Below are 18,549 nucleotides of genomic sequence, written 5' to 3' on the forward strand. Positions count from 1 at the left end.
GCGAAACATCACCGAATATTTCTTCTATTCTTCTATGATGAGGTTCAGTTAAGCTTAGTTGTAAAATAACTTGCATGTTTACTACATTTTATTAACACTTTGAGCAGGTTTCAATTTTGTAATTATTATGACTGTCATCCTTTTTGCTATTCCTTTGTTTGTGTTGCTTATCGCGATAGAGATATACATCGATAAGTACAAACAAACGGGGCACTATCGTGCGAACGATGCGATTACCAGTTTAAGCATGGGCGTATTGTCGCGAATAATGGCGATTGGCCATCAACTCATCCCCCTAACCTTTTATATATTAGTGTTTGATACGTTTGCATTTACCGAGCTAGGGTATTCGCCATGGGTATGGATTGCTGCATTTGTATTATATGATTTCTTTTATTATTGGAATCATCGCATGGGTCATGAAATGAGTATTTTATGGGCTGCCCATGTGGTGCATCACTCTAGTGAAGACTACAACCTCACCACTGCACTACGACAAACAAGCGGTGCTGTTTTTAGTTGGGTGTTCTATTTACCTCTGGCGCTGGTGGGGTTTGCACCCGAAATGATAATTACCGTTGGGGCGCTTAACTTAGTTTATCAATTTTGGGTTCATACCCAGCACATCGATAAGCTTGGTTGGATGGAAAAATGGTTTGTAACGCCTTCAAACCATAGAGTGCATCATGCGCAAAATAGGGTTTATATCGACAAAAACTATGGTGGCGTTTTTATTATCTGGGACAGGTTGTTTAATACTTTTATTCCGGAGCTTGAAAGCGATAAGCCAGTTTTTGGTATTCGTGGGGCTTTAAAAAGCTTTAACCCATTATGGGCGAACGCGCAGCTTTACAGCCAATTGGCAAAAGACAGCTTTTACACTTCGCGGTGGCGGGATAAATTTCGGGTATGGTTTGGGCGCACCGGCTGGCGGCCCAAAGACGTGGCCGAACGTTTTCCTCTTGAAAAAGCGCCGCTGTCCTCGTTTAAAAAATTCCATCCAAAATTGGCTACCCCGGTTACTTATTATAGTGTAGTGCAACACGTTATATTGCTGTGTATTACCGTGTTTTTACTACTTACTATGAATGACATGAGTGGTATACACCAGCTTGTGCTGGTAGCAACAATAGTGGTGATGAGTATTCAAAATGGGTTTATCTTAGCAGGGTCAAAACTGGCGCTGGCATTAGATGGGCCAAGATTATTAATATTACCGCTACTGTGGCTAGGTACTGGCCTTGTTATCCCCGCAATGCTATTTGGCGGCGCGTGCTTAGTCAGTATGATCATGCTCGTTAGAGCAGTGCGCTCTAGTGTGACACTCAGCAATATGGCCGAAAGCATGTCTTCAGAGGATACCAATACTCAAGTATCAATATCATCGTAATGAACCTGTTTATCCCCAGCAACGTAAAAAGCGGCATAAAAATTATCAAAATACTCATTGGTTGATTTACGTGCGCTGAGGGGCGGTTATGCACAAGTTTCTATTTACCCAGGTTGAAGGTAAGCCTTTAAACATCGATTATCTTGAAGTTCAGTCGTATGAAATGAACGTTTATTTGGTCTACCTAACCGTGGGAGACAAAAGCGGCATGGTGTATGACAAACAAGACCGACCTATGCGTTTTTTCAGTACCGGCCAAATACGAGAAGTGTTTTCTCACTGCAACGTGCAGCAAGCCGTTATGAAACACGACTCCCCCTATGACGAAATGATTGGCAACCCACCTAAAAGCGCAGAACAAATGGCGTTGCCATTTAGTATGCAGTTACCTTATTAGTTATTTATGTTGCTAGCGTTGTCGCTGCCCCGTGATACGTGGACTGCTGCCAAGGCGAGGCCCTAAATCACAGAAGCTTAGTCTCAGTAGCTTAGTCTCAGTGGCCTCATCTCAAGGCTGTTTTATCAAGGCTTTAGCCAAGGCTCTGCTGCGGCGCGCATATTAACTTGTGTGTCTAATCGTTTAGCCAACATATAAAGCCCCCCTAACTTGCGATGAATAAACAAGGCATCAACCGGCGGTGTGTGCCAAAAATCATGCTGCATGGTTAATGCTACGCCTTTATCATGCAGTCTTGGCAACAGGTCACTATTGCCGAAATCATAGGGGCCGTCTTCTCTAATAGCTTCACACGCTTCCATTCCTAATGCGACAACAAGGTCTTGCTGTGCATCACTATGCTCTTGGTTTATTAAGCCAATCTGTAGGGCGGCGTGTTGCATGTCTTGTTTATTGCCGCTGGCCGCACTTTGAAGCAGTACTTGGTAGCCCATCGCAATGTTATCGGGTACTTCTCGCGTGGCCCCGAAATCCAGCAATACCCATTGCTGAGTATCTTCTTTATATCGATAGTTGGCTAAGTTCGGGTCGCTTTGAAGCAGCCTGAAGCCAAATATCTCGTTAAAAAATAATTGGAATAGTGACGTCATTAACCGGTTGCGAGTTTCTTGGGGAGCGTTCATCGCCGCATCAAGGGGGCTAGCTTCGATGAAGTCCATTGTCAGCACAGAATCGGTAGTTAACTGTGGATGAACACTGGGAATAACAAATTGGTGGGAGAACTCAGTATCATTATGCTGCGCTACCGCGTCTTTGTAGCGCGTTAGCATGCTGGCTTCCCGATGATAGTCGGCCTCTTGGTGAAGTTGAACTTTAGCTTCTTCTAACAGCGGGCCAATATCTAACGAACGCGGCACCAAACCTGTGAGTTTGATGAGGGTTGCTACATTATCTACATCGCTACTGATACTTTTACGTACACCAGGGTATTGTACCTTTGCGGCCAGCATTTTCCCGTCCATAGTAATCACTTTGTGTACCTGACCAATGGAGGCGGCGGCTACGGGCGCATAAGAAAAATACAGTAAATCATCATGCCAACTTTCGCCCCATTGGTGGTTTAGTGTGGCATCTAATTGGGCTTTTGGCATAGGGTCGGCATCTTCTCTCAGCCTGGCTAATATAGTAGCAAGTTCTGGCGGTAAAAAGTCGCCAGTGTCCATAGAGATAAGCTGGCCTAGCTTCATGGCGGCACCACGCATGGTGGCGAGTTGATCGGCAATATTGGAAATGTTTTTCGGCGTCAGTAACAATGAGCTAAGCGCAGGGCGCTCGCCTTTTATCCATTGGCTGGCACCATTGGTAACAACATTACCCGCAATTTTGCCTGCCAATGCACCCAAGCGCCCTACTCTCCCAATACGTGAAGACGGTACTGCTCGCGCTTTTCGTTCATCGATATTTTTTGCCATGAAGTAACCTTGGAAGCCTTTAATCTTTCATGAAGCACAAACAGCTTCATTCAATGAAGCCCAGTATTTGAAGTTCAGTCTGTAAGGCCCGAACTTTAATATTAATACGCTAAAGTATGGTTGGTCGATTACTTCTTAAATTTTTGTAAATGGCTTAGTTATCTGGCGTCGCAGTAAGGTGTTAGGAAGCTGTAGCCACGCTACCAGTCCTTAATCTACCAGTGCTCAGTCTAGAGGCTTAGACTATCTGAGCTACCATTTGTAGTATAAGGCCAACTACGCTACCTACTGCAAACCCTACCCAGCCATTTTTTGTCATATAACGAAATAACGCTGCGCCAAAGATGCCACACCATAACATGGCAGAGTAAACCGCTATCATGCCCTCACCCGTGCCGCTGTTAGGCAAAAACATCATCACAATGAAGGTAAGCGCCATGGCGCCGCTAAGCAGCACCCACATAATATTCTTGTTGTTGGAAAACGCATTGGTGGTGGTATTGTCGCTCATGGAAAGTCCCCATGGTATAAGTTAAAAGCATGCCCATCTTCGTGCCCTTTTTATAAAAATCGACATTCATCTATTGATACAAAAGGATTGATACAAACCACTTGATATAAAAGCAGGGTACTAGGTTAACTTAGGCGATATTGATACAAATGGGAATAAGACTTCAGGGGGATACAAAAAAGCACTGCGAAGTGGCAGTGCTTTAAATCAGTAACAGGAAGTTGAATAAAGATTAAGTAACGGGTACATCATGCGGTCAGCGCATTAATGATGTTCGTTATTAAATTCCACTTCCAGCAAAGTCACGTTTTCGGTGAAAGTCAGGGTTTTTAAAGGCCCATTCCCTTCTACATTTAACGTATTAACCTGTGTTGGCCACAAATCACGTAAAGCATCGTGACGAATCATCAAACCATCTAACTCTGGCGGTTGAGCGGTTTCTTGGTACACCCAAAAGTGATTACCATCTAACTCAAAACCTACCAAACCTAAATCTAATGATTTTTCCTCACCGTTTAACAACGCAAAATGGTTGCTTACGTAATCAGCGAACGCTTGCTGGGTTTTCTCTTCTTCCATAATGTCGGCGTGCTTATCAAACAGTACTTTTACGGCGTGCTCGGCATCGTGCAGGTTAAAGCGATGCATTACTTCAATGTTTTGCGTTCTAGGGTTGAACAACACGGTAGTAATAGCAGCTTTAACTTGGTGCGCGTTAGCCCAAGTACTGAATAAGCCGGTACATAAAAAAACGGCCACAAGCAGCGCCGTTAGGCCCTGCTTGTGGTTTTTAGCAGATAACTGAAAAGGCATAACCTTAGTTGTCATCTTCGTCTTCGTCATCGTCGGTCTTTAGCTCGGTTTTTACATCGTTCATTAGATCGCGATACTCGTAAGTGTTACGAGGCTTAGACTTGTACGCTTCAATACGTGAAGGAATGATTTGACGCGGATAGTGGTTGTTTTCAACATCTACGTCAGCCGTTTCCCAATGTGGGTCAACCGTTACGCTTACTAGCTCTTTGCCCTTTTCGGTGACAATAAGCTTGCTTACCGCTTTCGGTGTACGACGCCAAATTTCAGCAGGAATACGCATTTCTTCGGTTGTGCCGTCTTCAAATGCTAGCTCAAGAATAATCGGCATAACTAAGCCGCCCTTGTTGCTAAAGTCGAGTACGTAGTAGTTTTTGTCTTCACGAACTGCGCGTTCAAACGCTTTACGTTCCCATGGCTCAAGTTTCTTCAAGAAACTACGGTACTTGTTGCGTTCTTTGTTGGTTACTGTGTAACGGTCGTTTTCGTCATAGAAATCATTGATATCTTCGAAACGGTCTACCCAAAGCTCTTTCCCTTCTTCTTTGTTACGAATGTCGGTAAGTGACTTAGGCTTATCGAGTTCGGCTTCACGCTCACGGGCGAAATCAATATCAGGATCTTCAGTGTTCAAACGAAGTTTGTAAACGCTATCTAGGCTGATATCAACGTGGTCAGTAGTGTAAAACCAACCGCGCCAGAACCAATCTAAATCAACACCAGAAGCTTCTTCCATGGTGCGGAAAAAATCAGAAGGTGTAGGACGCTTAAACATCCAACGCTGTGCATATTCTTTAAAGGCGAAGTCGAACAAATCACGGCCAAGAATGGTTTCACGAAGAATGTTCAGCGCTACGGCTGGCTTAGTGTAAGCATTAGGGCCTAATTTAAGGACCGAATCAGACTGGGTCATAATAGGTACTTGGGTTTCAGACTTCATATAGCTAACAATGTCACGTGGCTCAACGCCCCATGGAATCGTAGGATCCCATTCACGTCCTGCAACACCGTCTAAGAAGCTGTTTAAGCCTTCATCCATCCATGTCCACTGACGCTCATCAGAGTTAACCGTCATAGGGAAGTAGATGTGACCCACTTCATGAATAACTACGCCAATTAAGAAGCGCTTTTCTGATAGTGAATAGGTACGAGAACCATCGTCACGAAGCTCGGTACGTGGGCCGTTAAAGGTGATCATTGGGTATTCCATACCGCCAACTGGGCCATTGACTGACTGGGCAACCGGGTACGGATAATCAAAACTAAAGCGGCTATAAACATCCATAGTATGAATGATAGATTCAGTAGAGTACTTCTCCCAAAGCTCGCCACCCTCTTTCGGGTAGAAAGACATCGCCATGACTAACGGCTGAGTGTCACCACCTTGCTGGTAACCACGGGCATCCCACATAAATTTACGTGACGAAGCCCATGCGAAATCACGCACGTTGTCAGCTTTAAAACGCCATGTTTTTTGCTTGTTGGTGCCTGCTTTTTCGTTCTCTAGCGCTTCTTCAGCGGTAACAACGAATACAATACGGTCAGCATCTTCAGCTTCTTTCAAACGGTTACGCTGGGTTTTCGTTAGTACGTCATCAGCGTTTTGTAACTCACCGGTAGAAGAAACGATATGGTCGGCCGGAACCGTAATATCCACTTCGTAGTTACCGAATTCTAAAGTGAACTCACCACGGCCAATAAATTCTTTGTTCGTCCATGCTTCGTAATCGGTGTAAGCCGCTAGACGAGGGAACCATTGGGCCAGTAAGAAAATATCGTTGCCGCCTTCACGTTCGTCATCTGGGAAATGTTCATAACCCGCACGAGCAGAAACCGCGTCTTCTTCAACAATATTAAACGCAAAATCGATATCGAAAGTGACGTTATTTTTAGGTTGAAGCGGTTGCGCTAAATCTACACGCATTAGCGTACCAACGATAACGTGGTGTAAATCGTTACCTGCGCTATCTTGCACCCGTGAAATGGTGTAACCCAATTCGTTATCGTCAACAAACTGTTGGCGGCGAAGTGCAGCCATGCTCAACTGGGCAGGTTTACCACCACTTGCAGATTGTGTTGCAGGCCCACGATTACCAATGCCACCAAACGTAGTGGTAAGGGCTGACATAGAATCGTCGCGGAATTTATTCTGATCCAATTGGATCCATAAATACTTCAACGTATCTGGTGCATTGTTGTGGTAGGTAATGGTTTCACTGGCTTCGATACGGCGTGTATCTTCAATCAGTTTTACGTCAATGTCGTAATCTACTTGTTGTTGCCAATATTGATGACCAGGCTCACCTGCTGCGTTACGGTATACATTAGGGGTGGGAAGAGATTCGTCTAGCTGACGGAACTTATCTTCAAAATCGCCTTTTGTTTGATTTATTGCTGCGTTGGCGAAAGGAAGATAGATCAGCATAGACAACACTGGCGCTAGCCAGAAAAGCTGTCGTTGGGGCTTACTCATGAGGTTTCCTAGTTATTTTTATAATAAAATAAGCGTAATAGTATATAAGCCTCTTTATCTTAATCCCAGTTTTTGGCCGTAAAGTCACCCTATTTTAACGCAAAAAACTGTAACATAACGTTTGTTTAAAAAGATAAGTGTCGTATTCTTAAACCCCTGTTTTCTTGCATCATCTTCTTATGAACCGTCTCAATTGGCAGCGTGCCGTAATTAAAGTAGGTAGCGCCCTTATTGCGCCAAATGGCGATGCGTGTAGCGCCCGCTTTTTATTAGCTCTAGCGCGCTTTATCACCATTAGTCGTGAATCCGGCAAAGAAATTATTTTAGTTTCCTCGGGCAGTGTGGCTGCGGGGCGAAGCAAAGTGAAAATTCGCCACAATGCGTCTATTGCTGAAAAGCAAGCGATGGCAGCCATTGGTCAAACTCAAATGATGGCAAACTGGCAACGTTTTTTCGACTTTCCCTGTGCGCAGGTTTTACTTACCGCTGACGATCTTCGCGATCGTACTCGGTATGTAAATATCAAAAACACCTTAAGAGAATTGCTGAACCATGATGCCCTACCTATCGTTAACGAGAACGATACCGTGGCGGTGAACGAGCTAAAAGTAGGTGATAACGACAATCTTGGCGCGTATACCGCGCTAGTGGCTCAAGCAGATACTCTTATTATTTGTTCCGATATTGATGGCTTGTACACTGCCGACCCCCGAAAAGATCCAGACGCCACATTAATTAGTGAAGTGCACAATATTGATGAATCGATTTATATACTGGCAGGTGGTGCGGGGACCTCAGTAGGTACTGGCGGCATGCGCACTAAAATTGAAGCGGCGGACAAGTGTACTAGTAGCGGTATTCAAACCATTATTGTAAATGGTAGAAAAGGTGCGTCCTTTGATGCCATGTTAAATGGTTATATTCCAGGTACCTTGTTTCACGCTAGTAACTCGCCGAAAAATGCTCGCCGACTATGGCTGACGCATACCCTTAAAACCTGTGGCCGTATTCACGTAGATGAAGGCGCGAAAGCCGCCTTGGTGGATCGCGGGGCGTCTTTGTTACCTTCAGGTATTACGAGTGTTGATGGTAATTTTAACCAAGGGGAAGCGGTAGAAATTTGCTGTAACAACCAAGTTGTCGCAAAAGGCTTAGCCCTTTATAACGCGCGAGACTTAATGCTGATAAAAGGGAAAAAGTCGCAGCATATTGCGGATGTGTTAGGTTATGAAACAACCGACGTAGTTGTACATCGCGACGACTTGGTTTTACTTTAATTTCCTCACTCTTTAACTAACGGGATAACGCCACGCATGACTGATATCACTCCATCGCTTAACGATTACCCTTATCACCTTGAAATTGCCACTCGCTGGCAAGACAACGACGCCTATGGTCATATTAACAATGTGATGTATTACAGCTTTTTTGATACCGCCGTAAATCGCTTTTTAATTGACGAGGGCGGCCTTAATATTCAAGAAAGTAGCGCTGTCGCTTATGTAGTCAGTAGCCAGTGCCAATATATTACGCCAGCGGCTTATCCAGAAACGATTTACGTTGGGTTAAGGGTGATAAAGTTAGGCCGAAGCTCGGTTACTTACGGTTTGTCGGTTTATGCCGGTGAGGCTAAACGCCGGGTGGCGCACGGTCAGTTTGTGCATGTATTTGTGGACAGACTCTCTGACAAAGCAGTGCCTATTCCCGTTAATATTAAAACCGCCCTTGAGTCTATTTGCGAGTCTATCGGTGAGGCAGACAATCAAGGAAATGCCGGTGGCCAATAGTCAAGCCGCCCAAGCAGGCACTAAAAGCACGGGAAAACAAACTCATAAAAAGCTAATGGGGGTTTTTCTTGATGCTGAAACCTTTAGTGCAGATTTACTGAATTCAGACACCATCGATACGTCGTTGCTTAATAGCCTTAATGTTGAGTTAACTTGCTATGACAACACCCTTCCAGAAGAGGTGGTCGGCAGAATAGCGAATGCCGATATCGTGTTGACTAACAAGGTGGTATTGAATAGCGACGCCCTGCAACAAGCCAAGGCGCTAAAGTATGTGGGTGTAATGGCAACAGGTACGAACAACGTAGATAAAGATTACTGCCAGTCTCACAATATTCACGTGCAGAATGTGGACGGTTATGGCACCGACAGCGTTGCCCAACATACCTTAATGTTACTGCTTAATTTAGCCACTGCATTTCCTCAATATCATAACGATGTGAATAAAGGTAAATGGGCAACATCGCCGCACTTTTGCTTAACCGAACACCCTATTGTAGAGCTTGCCGGTAAGCATGCGGTTATTGTTGGGCATGGAGATTTGGGTAAGCGAGTTGAAGCGCTATTTAACGCAATGGGGATGAAGGTGAGTATTGCAGCGCGGCCTGGTGGGTCTTTACCAGAGGGGCTTTCTTCTGAGGAGCGCATCGATAATAAGCGCGACCCACGACCTTCACTGGAATCATTGTTACCTAGCGCTGATGTAGTCAGCCTGCATTGCCCACTCACTGATGATAATTATCACCTTTTCAACGAAGTTCGGTTGTCGTTGATGAAACCCACCAGCTTTCTTATTAATACTGCCAGAGGTGGGTTAGTTGATGAAGACGCGCTGGTGGCTGCGCTTAAAAGCGGGCAAATAGGCGGCGCGGCGGTTGATGTTATATCTCAAGAGCCTCCTCGGGCAGATCATCCTTTGCTAACGGGCACTATCCCCAATCTTATTGTTACTCCTCATACGGCGTGGATGGCGAATGAGTCCCGTCAGCGCTTATTCAACAAGGCAATAAACCATTTAATGCAGTTTATAGATGATCAAACATGAACAATGGTGTGCTCTTTGCCATTTGTACGCTTATTTGGGGTTCAACATGGATTGCCATTACTTATCAAATAGGGCATACCGCTGAGACCCTAGCCGTTGCGTGGCGATACACTTTAGCAGCGCTATGTTTAGGGCTATTTTGCGTAGTACGGGGCTTGCCGTTTAGATTGCCGCTACACATTCACATTAAAATGGCTGGAGTTGGCTTCTTTCTTTATTGCCTAAACTATACCCTGCTCTATATGGCACAGGCGCATATAATCAGCGCGTTACTCGCCCTTATGAGCTCCAGCATTATTTACTTTAATGTGGTGCTTCGCAGGTGGTGGTTAAAGCAGCCTATTCGGTTAGAAGTGGTGGTGGGTGCTACGTTTGGGCTGGTCGGCATCGTGTGTATGTTTATACCTGAGTTCTCCAAAGTATCCATGGATGCAGCTTTAGTGGCGGGTCTTTCTATCGCGTTTGTTTCTTTTTTTAGTGCATCCATAGGCAACGTTATTTCAGAGCGGATCCTCACTTCAGGCACGCCGGTTATTCAAATGAATTTTTACGCCATGAGTTATGCCATGGTGATGCTTTATATTACCGCGTGGGTCACAAACGAAACTTTGGTTGTTCCAACGGCGCCCGAGTTTTATATTTCGCTGCTTTATTTGGCGCTTTTCGGCTCGGTGTTGGCGTTTGGTTCTTATATGAAGCTGCTGAAGCAAATAGGCGCCGACAAAGCCGCTTATGTGGTACTGGTTTACCCCATTGTGGCGCTGGTTATCTCCACATTTTTTGAAGGTTATACGTGGAGTTGGCTGTCTGTACTTGGCGTAGTCGTGGTGCTGGTGGGCAACGCCATCGCCATGGGAAAAGTCCCCATGTTTATGCGTCGACCACCCCTAAGTAACTAAGTATGGAGTAGCTAAGTATGAAGTAGCTAGGCATGATTTAAATGTATTACTTAAGTGCATTAATTTTTTGATTCAGTTCATACGCCGGCTGGGTCACTATGGCTTCCAACGTTTCTACTCGCTCCACTAACGCGGCAATTTGCTTATCTTTTTTCTCAATTAGCTGCTGGTGCTGTGTGGCTTTGCTAGCAATAAAAGGATTGCTACACGTGCCACTCATCCAGTCGTTGAGGCGCCATTGAAACTTCGCATCTAAGTAACTAGCGCCTAGAGCGATGGTAGCGATAAAGCCAATAAGTAAAAAAATGCTTAAGGTAGACATAGTGTGCTCCAAAGTAAAAGTTTGTACCCGATTTTGTACCTAATTTTGTAACCAATAATGGTGTCTCGATAACACCCTTCATACTTACTAGTCTTCAGGCTTCAAAAAAAATTACAGATAGATGTAATTTTTTTCGCTTACCCTAGACTACACAAAATAAGCACTGATGATTTCTGTCATGACATGCATCTAAAAAAAGTAAGTGGGTGGCTTGTAACGTAAAAGTCGATAATGCAGCGCAGTTAATAATAAGAAATACTGAGGACGAGAGATTGGGGCAAGGATTTGAAGATGTGTTTGCACAGTACGGCAGTCTATTAAGCCGTGTGGCAAACAGTTACGAGGCTAACCACGCGTTACAGCAGGAATTGCTACAAGAAATAGCCATTGCTGTGTGGCAGGGGCTCGTACGCTTTAAAGGCGATAGCAGTGTAAAAACCTATATTCTAAAAATAGCCCATAACCGCGCCGTTACTCACGTTGCCAATCAGGTGAAGCGCATCGATACAGACGAATACAATGATGACGTTGTTATTGAGCAAGCGTCGCAAATTTCCCCTGAAACCGCCACCAGCCAGCAACAATCACTCACACGATTACTCGTTAAAGTACGAGCTCTCGCGGTACAGCCACGCCAAGTACTTACCCTTTCTTTAGAAGGCTTATCTTACGATGAGATTGCAGATATATGCGGCCTCACTAAATCGCATGTAGGGGTTATTTTAAAGCGTGCTAAAGCAAGTGTATTGGAAGGAAACTCTAATGAATGATAATAACAAACGTGCCGATAAGGGCAGTGGCAGTACAAGTGACAACGACCTCAGCGCGTTATGGCAAGCCCAACCGGTTTCGAATGTAGATTTGGATGAGGTGAAAAAAACGTTTAAAAGCCAAACAAGAAAGCAACGTTTTTACATAATGGTAGATTGCCTCTCACTTATCCCAATGGTATGGATGTTTTTGTATTACTGGAGTGAGTTCCCCCCACTGGTACGCATGTTGAATATTGGTCTTATTGTTTTCATTTTACCTTTACTTGGCTATCAGCTATGGCTTAGAAGAGTGGCTGCGTTTGGCAGTAACGCGCAAACTAACAATCATGTACAACAATTGAAAAAGCAGTTTAAAAACAATGCGCGTATTGCCTTTATTAATAAACACTCTGCCTGGGTAGCCGTACTTATTGTTATTGCCTTTAATGCGATATTTACCTTGGCTAAAGCAGCTGAAGAAAGGGAGTATGGGGTGGTAGTGCTGGTAACGGCAATCACCGCTGGCATCATGGCAGTATGGTATGTGTGGGCGCATCGCAGGCAAAAGCAATTTGAAAAAAAATTAACAGCATTAAATGACATGAGTGATGGTGGTTAGCCATTGATAAAGGCTTATCGAATGAATGCCCCGCAACAAAGGTCATTAGCAATGACCGCTGTATTCTTATTCTAATAACGCGCAGACAACGCTATGAGCGAGCCGCGTATCTATTCATAATCAGCCCGACTTATTGTCGAGTAGAGGATGGCCTGCCGATACGCGTTTTAGTAGTGAACTAATTTTTCGCTTTCTCAACCTTAGAGATAGCAGCTTCGCCGTCATTAGCATTGCTGCCTTCATTGTTGTTTCCATCACCCCCATCATCTTCAACACGATCTTCACTATCATCATCGTCTTCTTCCTCACCCAAAAAGAATTCATAGTATAAATCTAAGGCGAATTCAGACTGATCTTCAATGGTGGTTTGTACCGCTTCTAAAAACAAACGAGGCAACAAGCGGTATCGCAATGCTAAATCGGGTGGATCTTGCCTACGGCGAAGTGTGCTGCTTGAGTCGTTATTACTTAACCCAACATCCACATTGTATACCGCCGTTAACCTGTCGTTAATTTGCCCGGTTACCGATAATTTATTCTCGTTAGTGCTTAAACTGAAATCATCAATACCTAGCGCTTTTCCAACTTGTCCGGTTAAGGTTTTGGTATTTGAAAGGCCAAAGCCCAGCAGCAAAGCAGTGTAGTTAGGATCTTCGCTTTCAGCATCTGGCCCCGAACCTGTTAGCAAATACGAGAGCACGTTTTGTTGATCCATCGAAGGCTCAGAGAACAAATTGATACTCGGGGAATCGGCTGCGCCATCTATTCTAATACCGGCAATAACGTCGTCATCGGTTTTGTCTGGGTCCCGAATGGCTTCAATCAGTAGCATGGGCTGATCGATAGGGCCGTTGAATTGTACTTCTCCCGTTTGAATAATAAGTTGCTGCCCGTAGGCGTTGTAACGACCGTTGAGTATTTGTAAATCACCAAAGCCGACTAAAGCAGGTTGGTTATTCACTTTCACGCCGCCGTGTAAACTTGCCGTTAAGCCAAAGGCTTCTAGCTTAACTTCGCCGGTTTTGCCCTTGTCGATATTGACCATGACAGAGGCATGCAGAATATCCAAAGCCTCTTCAGTTGGTGGTTCGCCACGAAGGTGAACATCTTTAGAAGGCGAAACCGCACTTTCAGGCAAAGATTCAATTTCAATACGCGCCCAAGGAATATTTATACTACCTGTGACATCTACTTTGTCAGCAGTCGCGGCTACTTTTAAATCCGGTGACACCCGCAAACGCATATTAGGTTGGCGCACCTCAAACTTGTCACCTTTCAAATTAATGTTAGCGCTTGGCACATCAGACCAATTCACATCACCATTTACTGCGCCTTTTCCGCCACCCAATAAAAACGTGCCGTCGAAGTTCGCTTGCTGACCATTCAAGGTAATAGATTGAGTCCAATCTTCTAGCGATACAGGCGTATCTTGGATATCTACCGCCCCATTTTCTATCTTTAATTCGCCGGTAAGTTCCGGAGCGTCTACAAACCCGGCTAACGTAACATTGCCATTCATTACACCGGTAAGAGTACGAATCGCAGGAGATAGTGGTTTTAATGGCGCTACATCGATATTCACTAATTCAATGTTACCGCTGATAGGTTTGCGCTCTTCAAACACAGAGGTATTAAAATTGACGGTGGCATTGCCTAAGTCTTCACTAGCAATAAGCGACTTTGACTTAAGCTCGCCTTGTTTAAAGGTGCCCGTTGTTTCAACGGAATTCACCATTATGGCTAGCGGGCGCTCTTTCCCTACTTGCCAAGTGGCAGGAGATAAAGATGCCGTAAATGTAGCATCAATGGGATCGGCCTGGGAATATTGGCCTTGAGTTTTAAGTGACAAGGTGGCCGGTGCAGCGGCTGCTACCATATCTGGTGCAAGCTCGTGCGCCCATAAGCCAACAGGCAATGCTTTGGCCCATATATTCCACTGTGCTTTATTTTCTTGGTAGTTCAAACTACTAATGCAAAGCTCGCCTTCTTCTCTAGAGTTCCAACAATGTTCGCCAACCTTTGCACTAAACGGAACCGTGCCGACTTTAAGAGAAAATGGTGATGACAACGCCCACTGCATGTTGGCCAGTTTGAGCTTGCTTTGTTCAACCTGCCCCGCCCAAGTATTGTCTTGCCATTTGCCCGCAAGGCTTAGGGCAACCCTATGTTCCGGTAGGGTTACATCAAGGTCGACCTTATGATTAGTGTAGGAACCATCAATAACGATATCACCATTAATCTCACCTTGCTGAGCGGCTGCGCTTGAAAGTTCTGGAGATATGTTTACGTTAGCAAAATTAAGTGCGCCTTTTGCTATGGGATTAGTCCAGGGGCCTGTGGCTTTTATATTCCCGGTCACTGCCCCAGATACTTCTGGGTAGAGGTTGGCAATTGCTGCCACATTAAGGTCAATATCAGCGTTAATGTAACGCTTATTAAGCAGCTGCCCTACCACATCAATTTTATTTTCGGCTTGTTTAACGGCCAAAGACGCGACTAGCAAATCGCTTGGGCCTGAGTAAACAAAAGAGCCAGTCATCGAGAAGGGCTTGTTTTGCAATATGCCTTTAAGATCTAACTCCCGAATACTGACTTGGGGGCCTTTTTCTGTGTACTGCATCACACTGGTAAAACCTCCCTCTAATTGCGCTGGTGCGTACTCAGAAAACTGAACCCCAGAGACCTTGGTAAAGGTAGTATTTCCTTCCCAAGAAATTGCTTCATCTAAGTATAGGGTGCCGGTATTACTAATGCTGCCTTCCAGCGCTTCAATCTTAGCTTCGTTCACATAAATGTTGTGTTCTTTAAGCACGACATTAAGCGCTACCGGAACTTTGCCTATATCAGGCAATGTAGCGGCTGCGCCGCCATCTAAAATATAGTCACCCATGGTGCCATTCAACGTTAGCGCGCCATCATGCAAGGTGCCAGATTCCATAGAGGGTAAGGGTTGCTCCTTCCACGTTGCGCTAAATGAAATAGGCAGGTTGTCGTTAAGCACATCGGCAGATAGATTCACTTTTGCATTCATAGCCCCTTCAGTTTTAAGGTCAGCTTCTAATGCCGCTAGCGAGCCTGAAGCATTAAAGTCTACTTGTTGCTGTTGGTCGCTTATTAGGCCATTACCGTTTAGCGATATTGACAATGGATAGGCACCATCAAGAGTGATGGCGATGTCACCGTTAAGCGTCCCTTGAGGGTGAACCATATTTAAATTGGCCAGTGACACACTGGTATTAGCAAACTCAAAATCTTTAAATGCAAAAACCGATATGGTTTGCACAGATTCGCCTTGGTTTAAGGTGCCATTGGTCAGTGAAAACTTGCCAATTTTGACTGGAATAGGCGATGAAATAGTGGGAAGCTCGGGTGCCGTATATGACAGTGAATATGTCTTTGATAGTGTGCTAGCGTCAGCGTTGTTTGGGTTATTGGTTGGGGGGTTACTAGCCGTGGAGGCAGGGCTGGGGTTAGCGCTATTACCCGAGCTGTTTGCTTGGCTGGAAGGCGCGCTATTTGTACTTGCTGTATTTTGCGAGACGCTTTCAGCTTGATTCAGTGTGACCACCAAGTCTGCCAGTGATAACGATGATATTGCCAATCTTTCTTCGCCCGAAAAATCCGCTAGGGTTAACTTCCCTAATTCAATTTTCTGGCTAGGCATAGTAAGCGCGAAACGCTCAATCTTGGCTTGGTTTACTTCAATGGGAAGCGGCAGCGCAAAGCTTCCAGTTTCTTGTGTTGTTTCAGTTTCAGGCGCAGCGCTTAACTGCTCAACAACAATATCGTTGGCGTTGATTTCATTAACGCATACCCTAGGTTCGAAAATACACCGCCAAGTTACATCTAGATAAGCATAGTCAACGTTTACTCTCCACTGCGCATTTTCCCACTTAACGTGTGAAATAGTGAGGTTGTCAGCAAGACCACCATCAATACTTTCAATATTAAGTCCACTCACTACATTGTTAGCAATAACACGAATGGTTGGCCCACCTAATGGGCTGATCAACAAACCATAAATGAAAACTACAATAAGTACTGGGGTAAGTAAAATAAGTGAAATGGTACGCTTTTTCATAACTCTGGCCCCAACATCAAATGCAGTTGCCATGTTTTTTCATCTGGCGCAAAACCACGTGCCACGTAAACTCGAACAGGACCTATGGGAGATAGCCAATGAAAGCCCGACCCCACGCTATAAGTGAGTGTGGTATCTAAATCATTGGTGGCTGTACCTGCATCAGTAAAGGCGGCAATGCGCCAATTCTGTGCTATTCGGTAGGCATACTCTACGCTGGCGGTAACCAGATACTTTCCACCTATCGCATCGTTTACTGTTTCACCCGTTTCAGGATCGATAACATCTTCGGTGGGAGATATTTCTCGGTAGTCAAAACCGCGAATACTTTGGTCACCACCGGCGTAAAAACGAAGTGATGTGGGCACTTGAGAGAAATCATTGGTTTTAATTGCGCCCAACTCGCCTCGAATAGAAACCCGATGCACATCCGAAAAGGTACGAATAATCATGCCTTCCATCACTGATTTTACAATATTAATGTCTGAACCAAGGTTATCTCGCCCTGCTTGAGTTAAAAACTGGAAGTAATTTCCGTTATTAATATTAAGGTCGTTATCTTTTGTAATGTAGGTAATAGAGTAGCCCGGCAATATCAATGACGTTGTGGTGTTGTCCGTGTCGCCCTGATCATAAGTTTCTCGTAAATAGGTGATAGAGCCATCATGTTGCCAAGGCGAATTATCTTCTTGGAAATAACGGTGGGCAGCGAGGGATAAAGTCTCACTTTCAATCGAGGTATTACTGTATTCAATAAACTGATAACCCGCTTCGAAGCTGACGTAGTCTTTGGTGATATTTTGCATTGGAATACGATAGTCAGCGGTGACAGATTGTTCAGGTTGAGAGATAAAAATATCGGAAGAAATAGAATGCCCGCGATCGTTTACCCAGGGGCGCTCCCAGCCTAAAGTGACTCGAGGGCCGGTATCGGTAGCAGCACCAATAGAAACATCAAACGCATCACGAGGACGATGTGCTAACGATACTTCAATGGGAACATTAAGCCCTTCTGCATCGCTTACCACAGGGCGCGCGATGACGCGATTAAAGTACCCTGACTGATTTAATGAGCGATTGAAATCTGATAATTTGGCCGACGAATAAGGCTCGCCTTCTTCAAACGGAGAGAGCCGTTTGATAATAGCTTTAGCTTTGTCTTCTCCGACAAACTTTAATTTACCGAAATTATAGCGAGAGCCACTTTGCGCAATTAATATGATGTTGGCTTCTTTTTCTTCCCTGACTAAATCCAACCGCGTGGCTTGCCAATAAAAGTCAAAGTAACCGTTAGACAGGGCGTAATTAAACATCGACGACTTAAATGATTCGTATACAGGCTGGTTGAGTACATCTCCCTGTTTCAATGAAAATCCATTAAATCGACTTCTAAAGTCGCTATCTTCTCGGCCTACCCCAATAATTTCTCGGGTTACGTGTGAAACCAGAAGGGGATCGCTAAGTGAAACGGTGACGACCACCTCATCGTCTCCGGTAACTTCTACCGTCGCATCGCTATTGTAATAGCCGAAGGGTTGCACGGCAGTCGCGACGGTGGCGACAACCTCATCTTGCCAGAAAGGATCATTCAGTAACTCTGTTTCAACATCTAAATTGTTAAGGTGAAGGCGAATATTGTCTTTTAGTTTGTCTTGGTTTATCCCATTAATTTTATAGGTGACAGCATGGGCAGTACCAACGACTAATAGCAATAGTAAAAGAGTGAAAAACTGAAAGACAACACCATGATATTGACGGGGTTTAGCACCCGATATAGACAGTTTCGAGGAAGAAAAAAAACGCGATGGCATTGAGAAATGCGATTCCTTTAAATAGAAAAATACAACAGTGTGAACTCAGCTTCATAAATAAAGCGGCTAAAAAATAGGGTATAAGAAAAATCTACATAGCACCGATGAAAACGAATAATACCATATCTCCTTTATATACTGTGTATAGCGAAAAAAAGCACAACTAAAGTACAGGTT

The 18,549-nt window shown here is 44.6% G+C and carries 15 protein-coding genes; 8 read left to right on the top strand and 7 right to left on the bottom strand.

The window, feature by feature from the left end; genetic code table 11:
* Nucleotides 1–127: 127 nt before the first annotated feature.
* Together Q4561_RS07005 and Q4561_RS07010 are read left to right on the top strand one after the other, a co-directional pair.
* On the top strand, nt 128–1,390 hold the full coding sequence (locus Q4561_RS07005) for a sterol desaturase family protein (RefSeq protein WP_303458637.1): 1,263 nt from the start codon (nt 128–130) through the stop codon (nt 1,388–1,390).
* A gap of 88 nt (nt 1,391–1,478) precedes the next feature.
* Nucleotides 1,479–1,787 (top strand): DUF6482 family protein, encoded by a 309-nt coding sequence (locus Q4561_RS07010; RefSeq protein WP_303458638.1) that lies wholly within the window; start codon nt 1,479–1,481, stop codon nt 1,785–1,787.
* 125 nt (nt 1,788–1,912) lie between these two features.
* Here Q4561_RS07010 and Q4561_RS07015 read toward each other — a convergent pair whose 3' ends face one another.
* The 4 genes from Q4561_RS07015 to Q4561_RS07030 form a co-directional block, all read right to left on the bottom strand.
* Entirely contained in the window at nt 1,913–3,259 is a 1,347-nt protein-coding gene (locus Q4561_RS07015; protein WP_303458640.1) for an AarF/ABC1/UbiB kinase family protein, read from the bottom strand.
* A 238-nt stretch (nt 3,260–3,497) separates the two neighbouring features.
* Nucleotides 3,498–3,770: a hypothetical protein gene (locus tag Q4561_RS07020; protein WP_211070305.1), complete on the bottom strand. Its 273-nt coding sequence runs from the start codon at nt 3,768–3,770 to the stop codon at nt 3,498–3,500.
* Between the two features lie 264 nt (nt 3,771–4,034).
* Nucleotides 4,035–4,598, bottom strand: a complete 564-nt coding sequence (locus tag Q4561_RS07025; RefSeq protein ID WP_303458641.1) for a DUF6702 family protein — start codon at nt 4,596–4,598, stop codon at nt 4,035–4,037.
* Nucleotides 4,588–7,056: a M1 family metallopeptidase gene (locus Q4561_RS07030; protein ID WP_303458642.1), complete on the bottom strand. Its 2,469-nt coding sequence runs from the start codon at nt 7,054–7,056 to the stop codon at nt 4,588–4,590. The genes Q4561_RS07025 and Q4561_RS07030 overlap by 11 nt, the downstream gene beginning before the upstream one ends.
* Before the next feature lie 179 nt (nt 7,057–7,235).
* Here Q4561_RS07030 and proB point away from each other — a divergent pair, with 179 nt between their 5' ends.
* The 4 genes from proB to Q4561_RS07050 are packed head-to-tail and all read left to right on the top strand — an operon-like array spanning nt 7,236 to nt 10,787.
* Nucleotides 7,236–8,333 carry a glutamate 5-kinase gene (proB, locus tag Q4561_RS07035; RefSeq protein WP_303458644.1) on the top strand — a complete coding sequence of 366 codons (1,098 nt, stop codon included), beginning with the start codon at nt 7,236–7,238 and terminating at the stop codon, nt 8,331–8,333.
* Nucleotides 8,334–8,369: 36 nt separating this feature from the next.
* Complete coding sequence (locus Q4561_RS07040) at nt 8,370–8,843, top strand: thioesterase family protein (RefSeq protein ID WP_303458646.1); 474 nt, start codon at nt 8,370–8,372, stop codon at nt 8,841–8,843.
* Entirely contained in the window at nt 8,833–9,888 is a 1,056-nt protein-coding gene (locus tag Q4561_RS07045) for a D-2-hydroxyacid dehydrogenase (protein ID WP_303458647.1), read from the top strand. The genes Q4561_RS07040 and Q4561_RS07045 overlap by 11 nt, the downstream gene beginning before the upstream one ends.
* Nucleotides 9,885–10,787 carry a DMT family transporter gene (locus Q4561_RS07050; RefSeq protein ID WP_303458648.1) on the top strand — a complete coding sequence of 301 codons (903 nt, stop codon included), beginning with the start codon at nt 9,885–9,887 and terminating at the stop codon, nt 10,785–10,787. Before Q4561_RS07045 ends, Q4561_RS07050 begins: the two co-directional genes overlap by 4 nt.
* A 46-nt stretch (nt 10,788–10,833) precedes the next feature.
* Here Q4561_RS07050 and Q4561_RS07055 read toward each other — a convergent pair whose 3' ends face one another.
* On the bottom strand, nt 10,834–11,109 hold the full coding sequence (locus Q4561_RS07055) for a hypothetical protein (RefSeq protein WP_303458650.1): 276 nt from the start codon (nt 11,107–11,109) through the stop codon (nt 10,834–10,836).
* A gap of 272 nt (nt 11,110–11,381) precedes the next feature.
* Between Q4561_RS07055 and Q4561_RS07060 the strand changes: the two genes are divergently transcribed.
* The gene (locus Q4561_RS07060; protein ID WP_303459011.1) at nt 11,382–11,879 is read left to right on the top strand and encodes an RNA polymerase sigma factor; all 498 of its coding nucleotides are present in this window, start codon (nt 11,382–11,384) and stop codon (nt 11,877–11,879) included.
* A complete protein-coding gene (locus tag Q4561_RS07065; RefSeq protein WP_303458651.1) occupies nt 11,872–12,480 on the top strand; it encodes a hypothetical protein in 609 nt (202 codons plus the stop codon). The genes Q4561_RS07060 and Q4561_RS07065 overlap by 8 nt, the downstream gene beginning before the upstream one ends.
* A gap of 178 nt (nt 12,481–12,658) precedes the next feature.
* Here the strand turns inward: Q4561_RS07065 and Q4561_RS07070 are convergent, their stop codons facing one another.
* Entirely contained in the window at nt 12,659–16,594 is a 3,936-nt protein-coding gene (locus tag Q4561_RS07070; RefSeq protein ID WP_303458652.1) for a translocation/assembly module TamB domain-containing protein, read from the bottom strand.
* Nucleotides 16,558–18,372 carry an autotransporter assembly complex family protein gene (locus tag Q4561_RS07075; protein ID WP_303458654.1) on the bottom strand — a complete coding sequence of 605 codons (1,815 nt, stop codon included), beginning with the start codon at nt 18,370–18,372 and terminating at the stop codon, nt 16,558–16,560. Before Q4561_RS07075 ends, Q4561_RS07070 begins: the two co-directional genes overlap by 37 nt.
* Nucleotides 18,373–18,549 lie beyond the last annotated feature (177 nt).

Source organism: Alteromonas sp. 1_MG-2023 (assembly GCF_030547075.1).
Classification (GTDB): Bacteria; Pseudomonadota; Gammaproteobacteria; order Enterobacterales; family Alteromonadaceae; genus Alteromonas.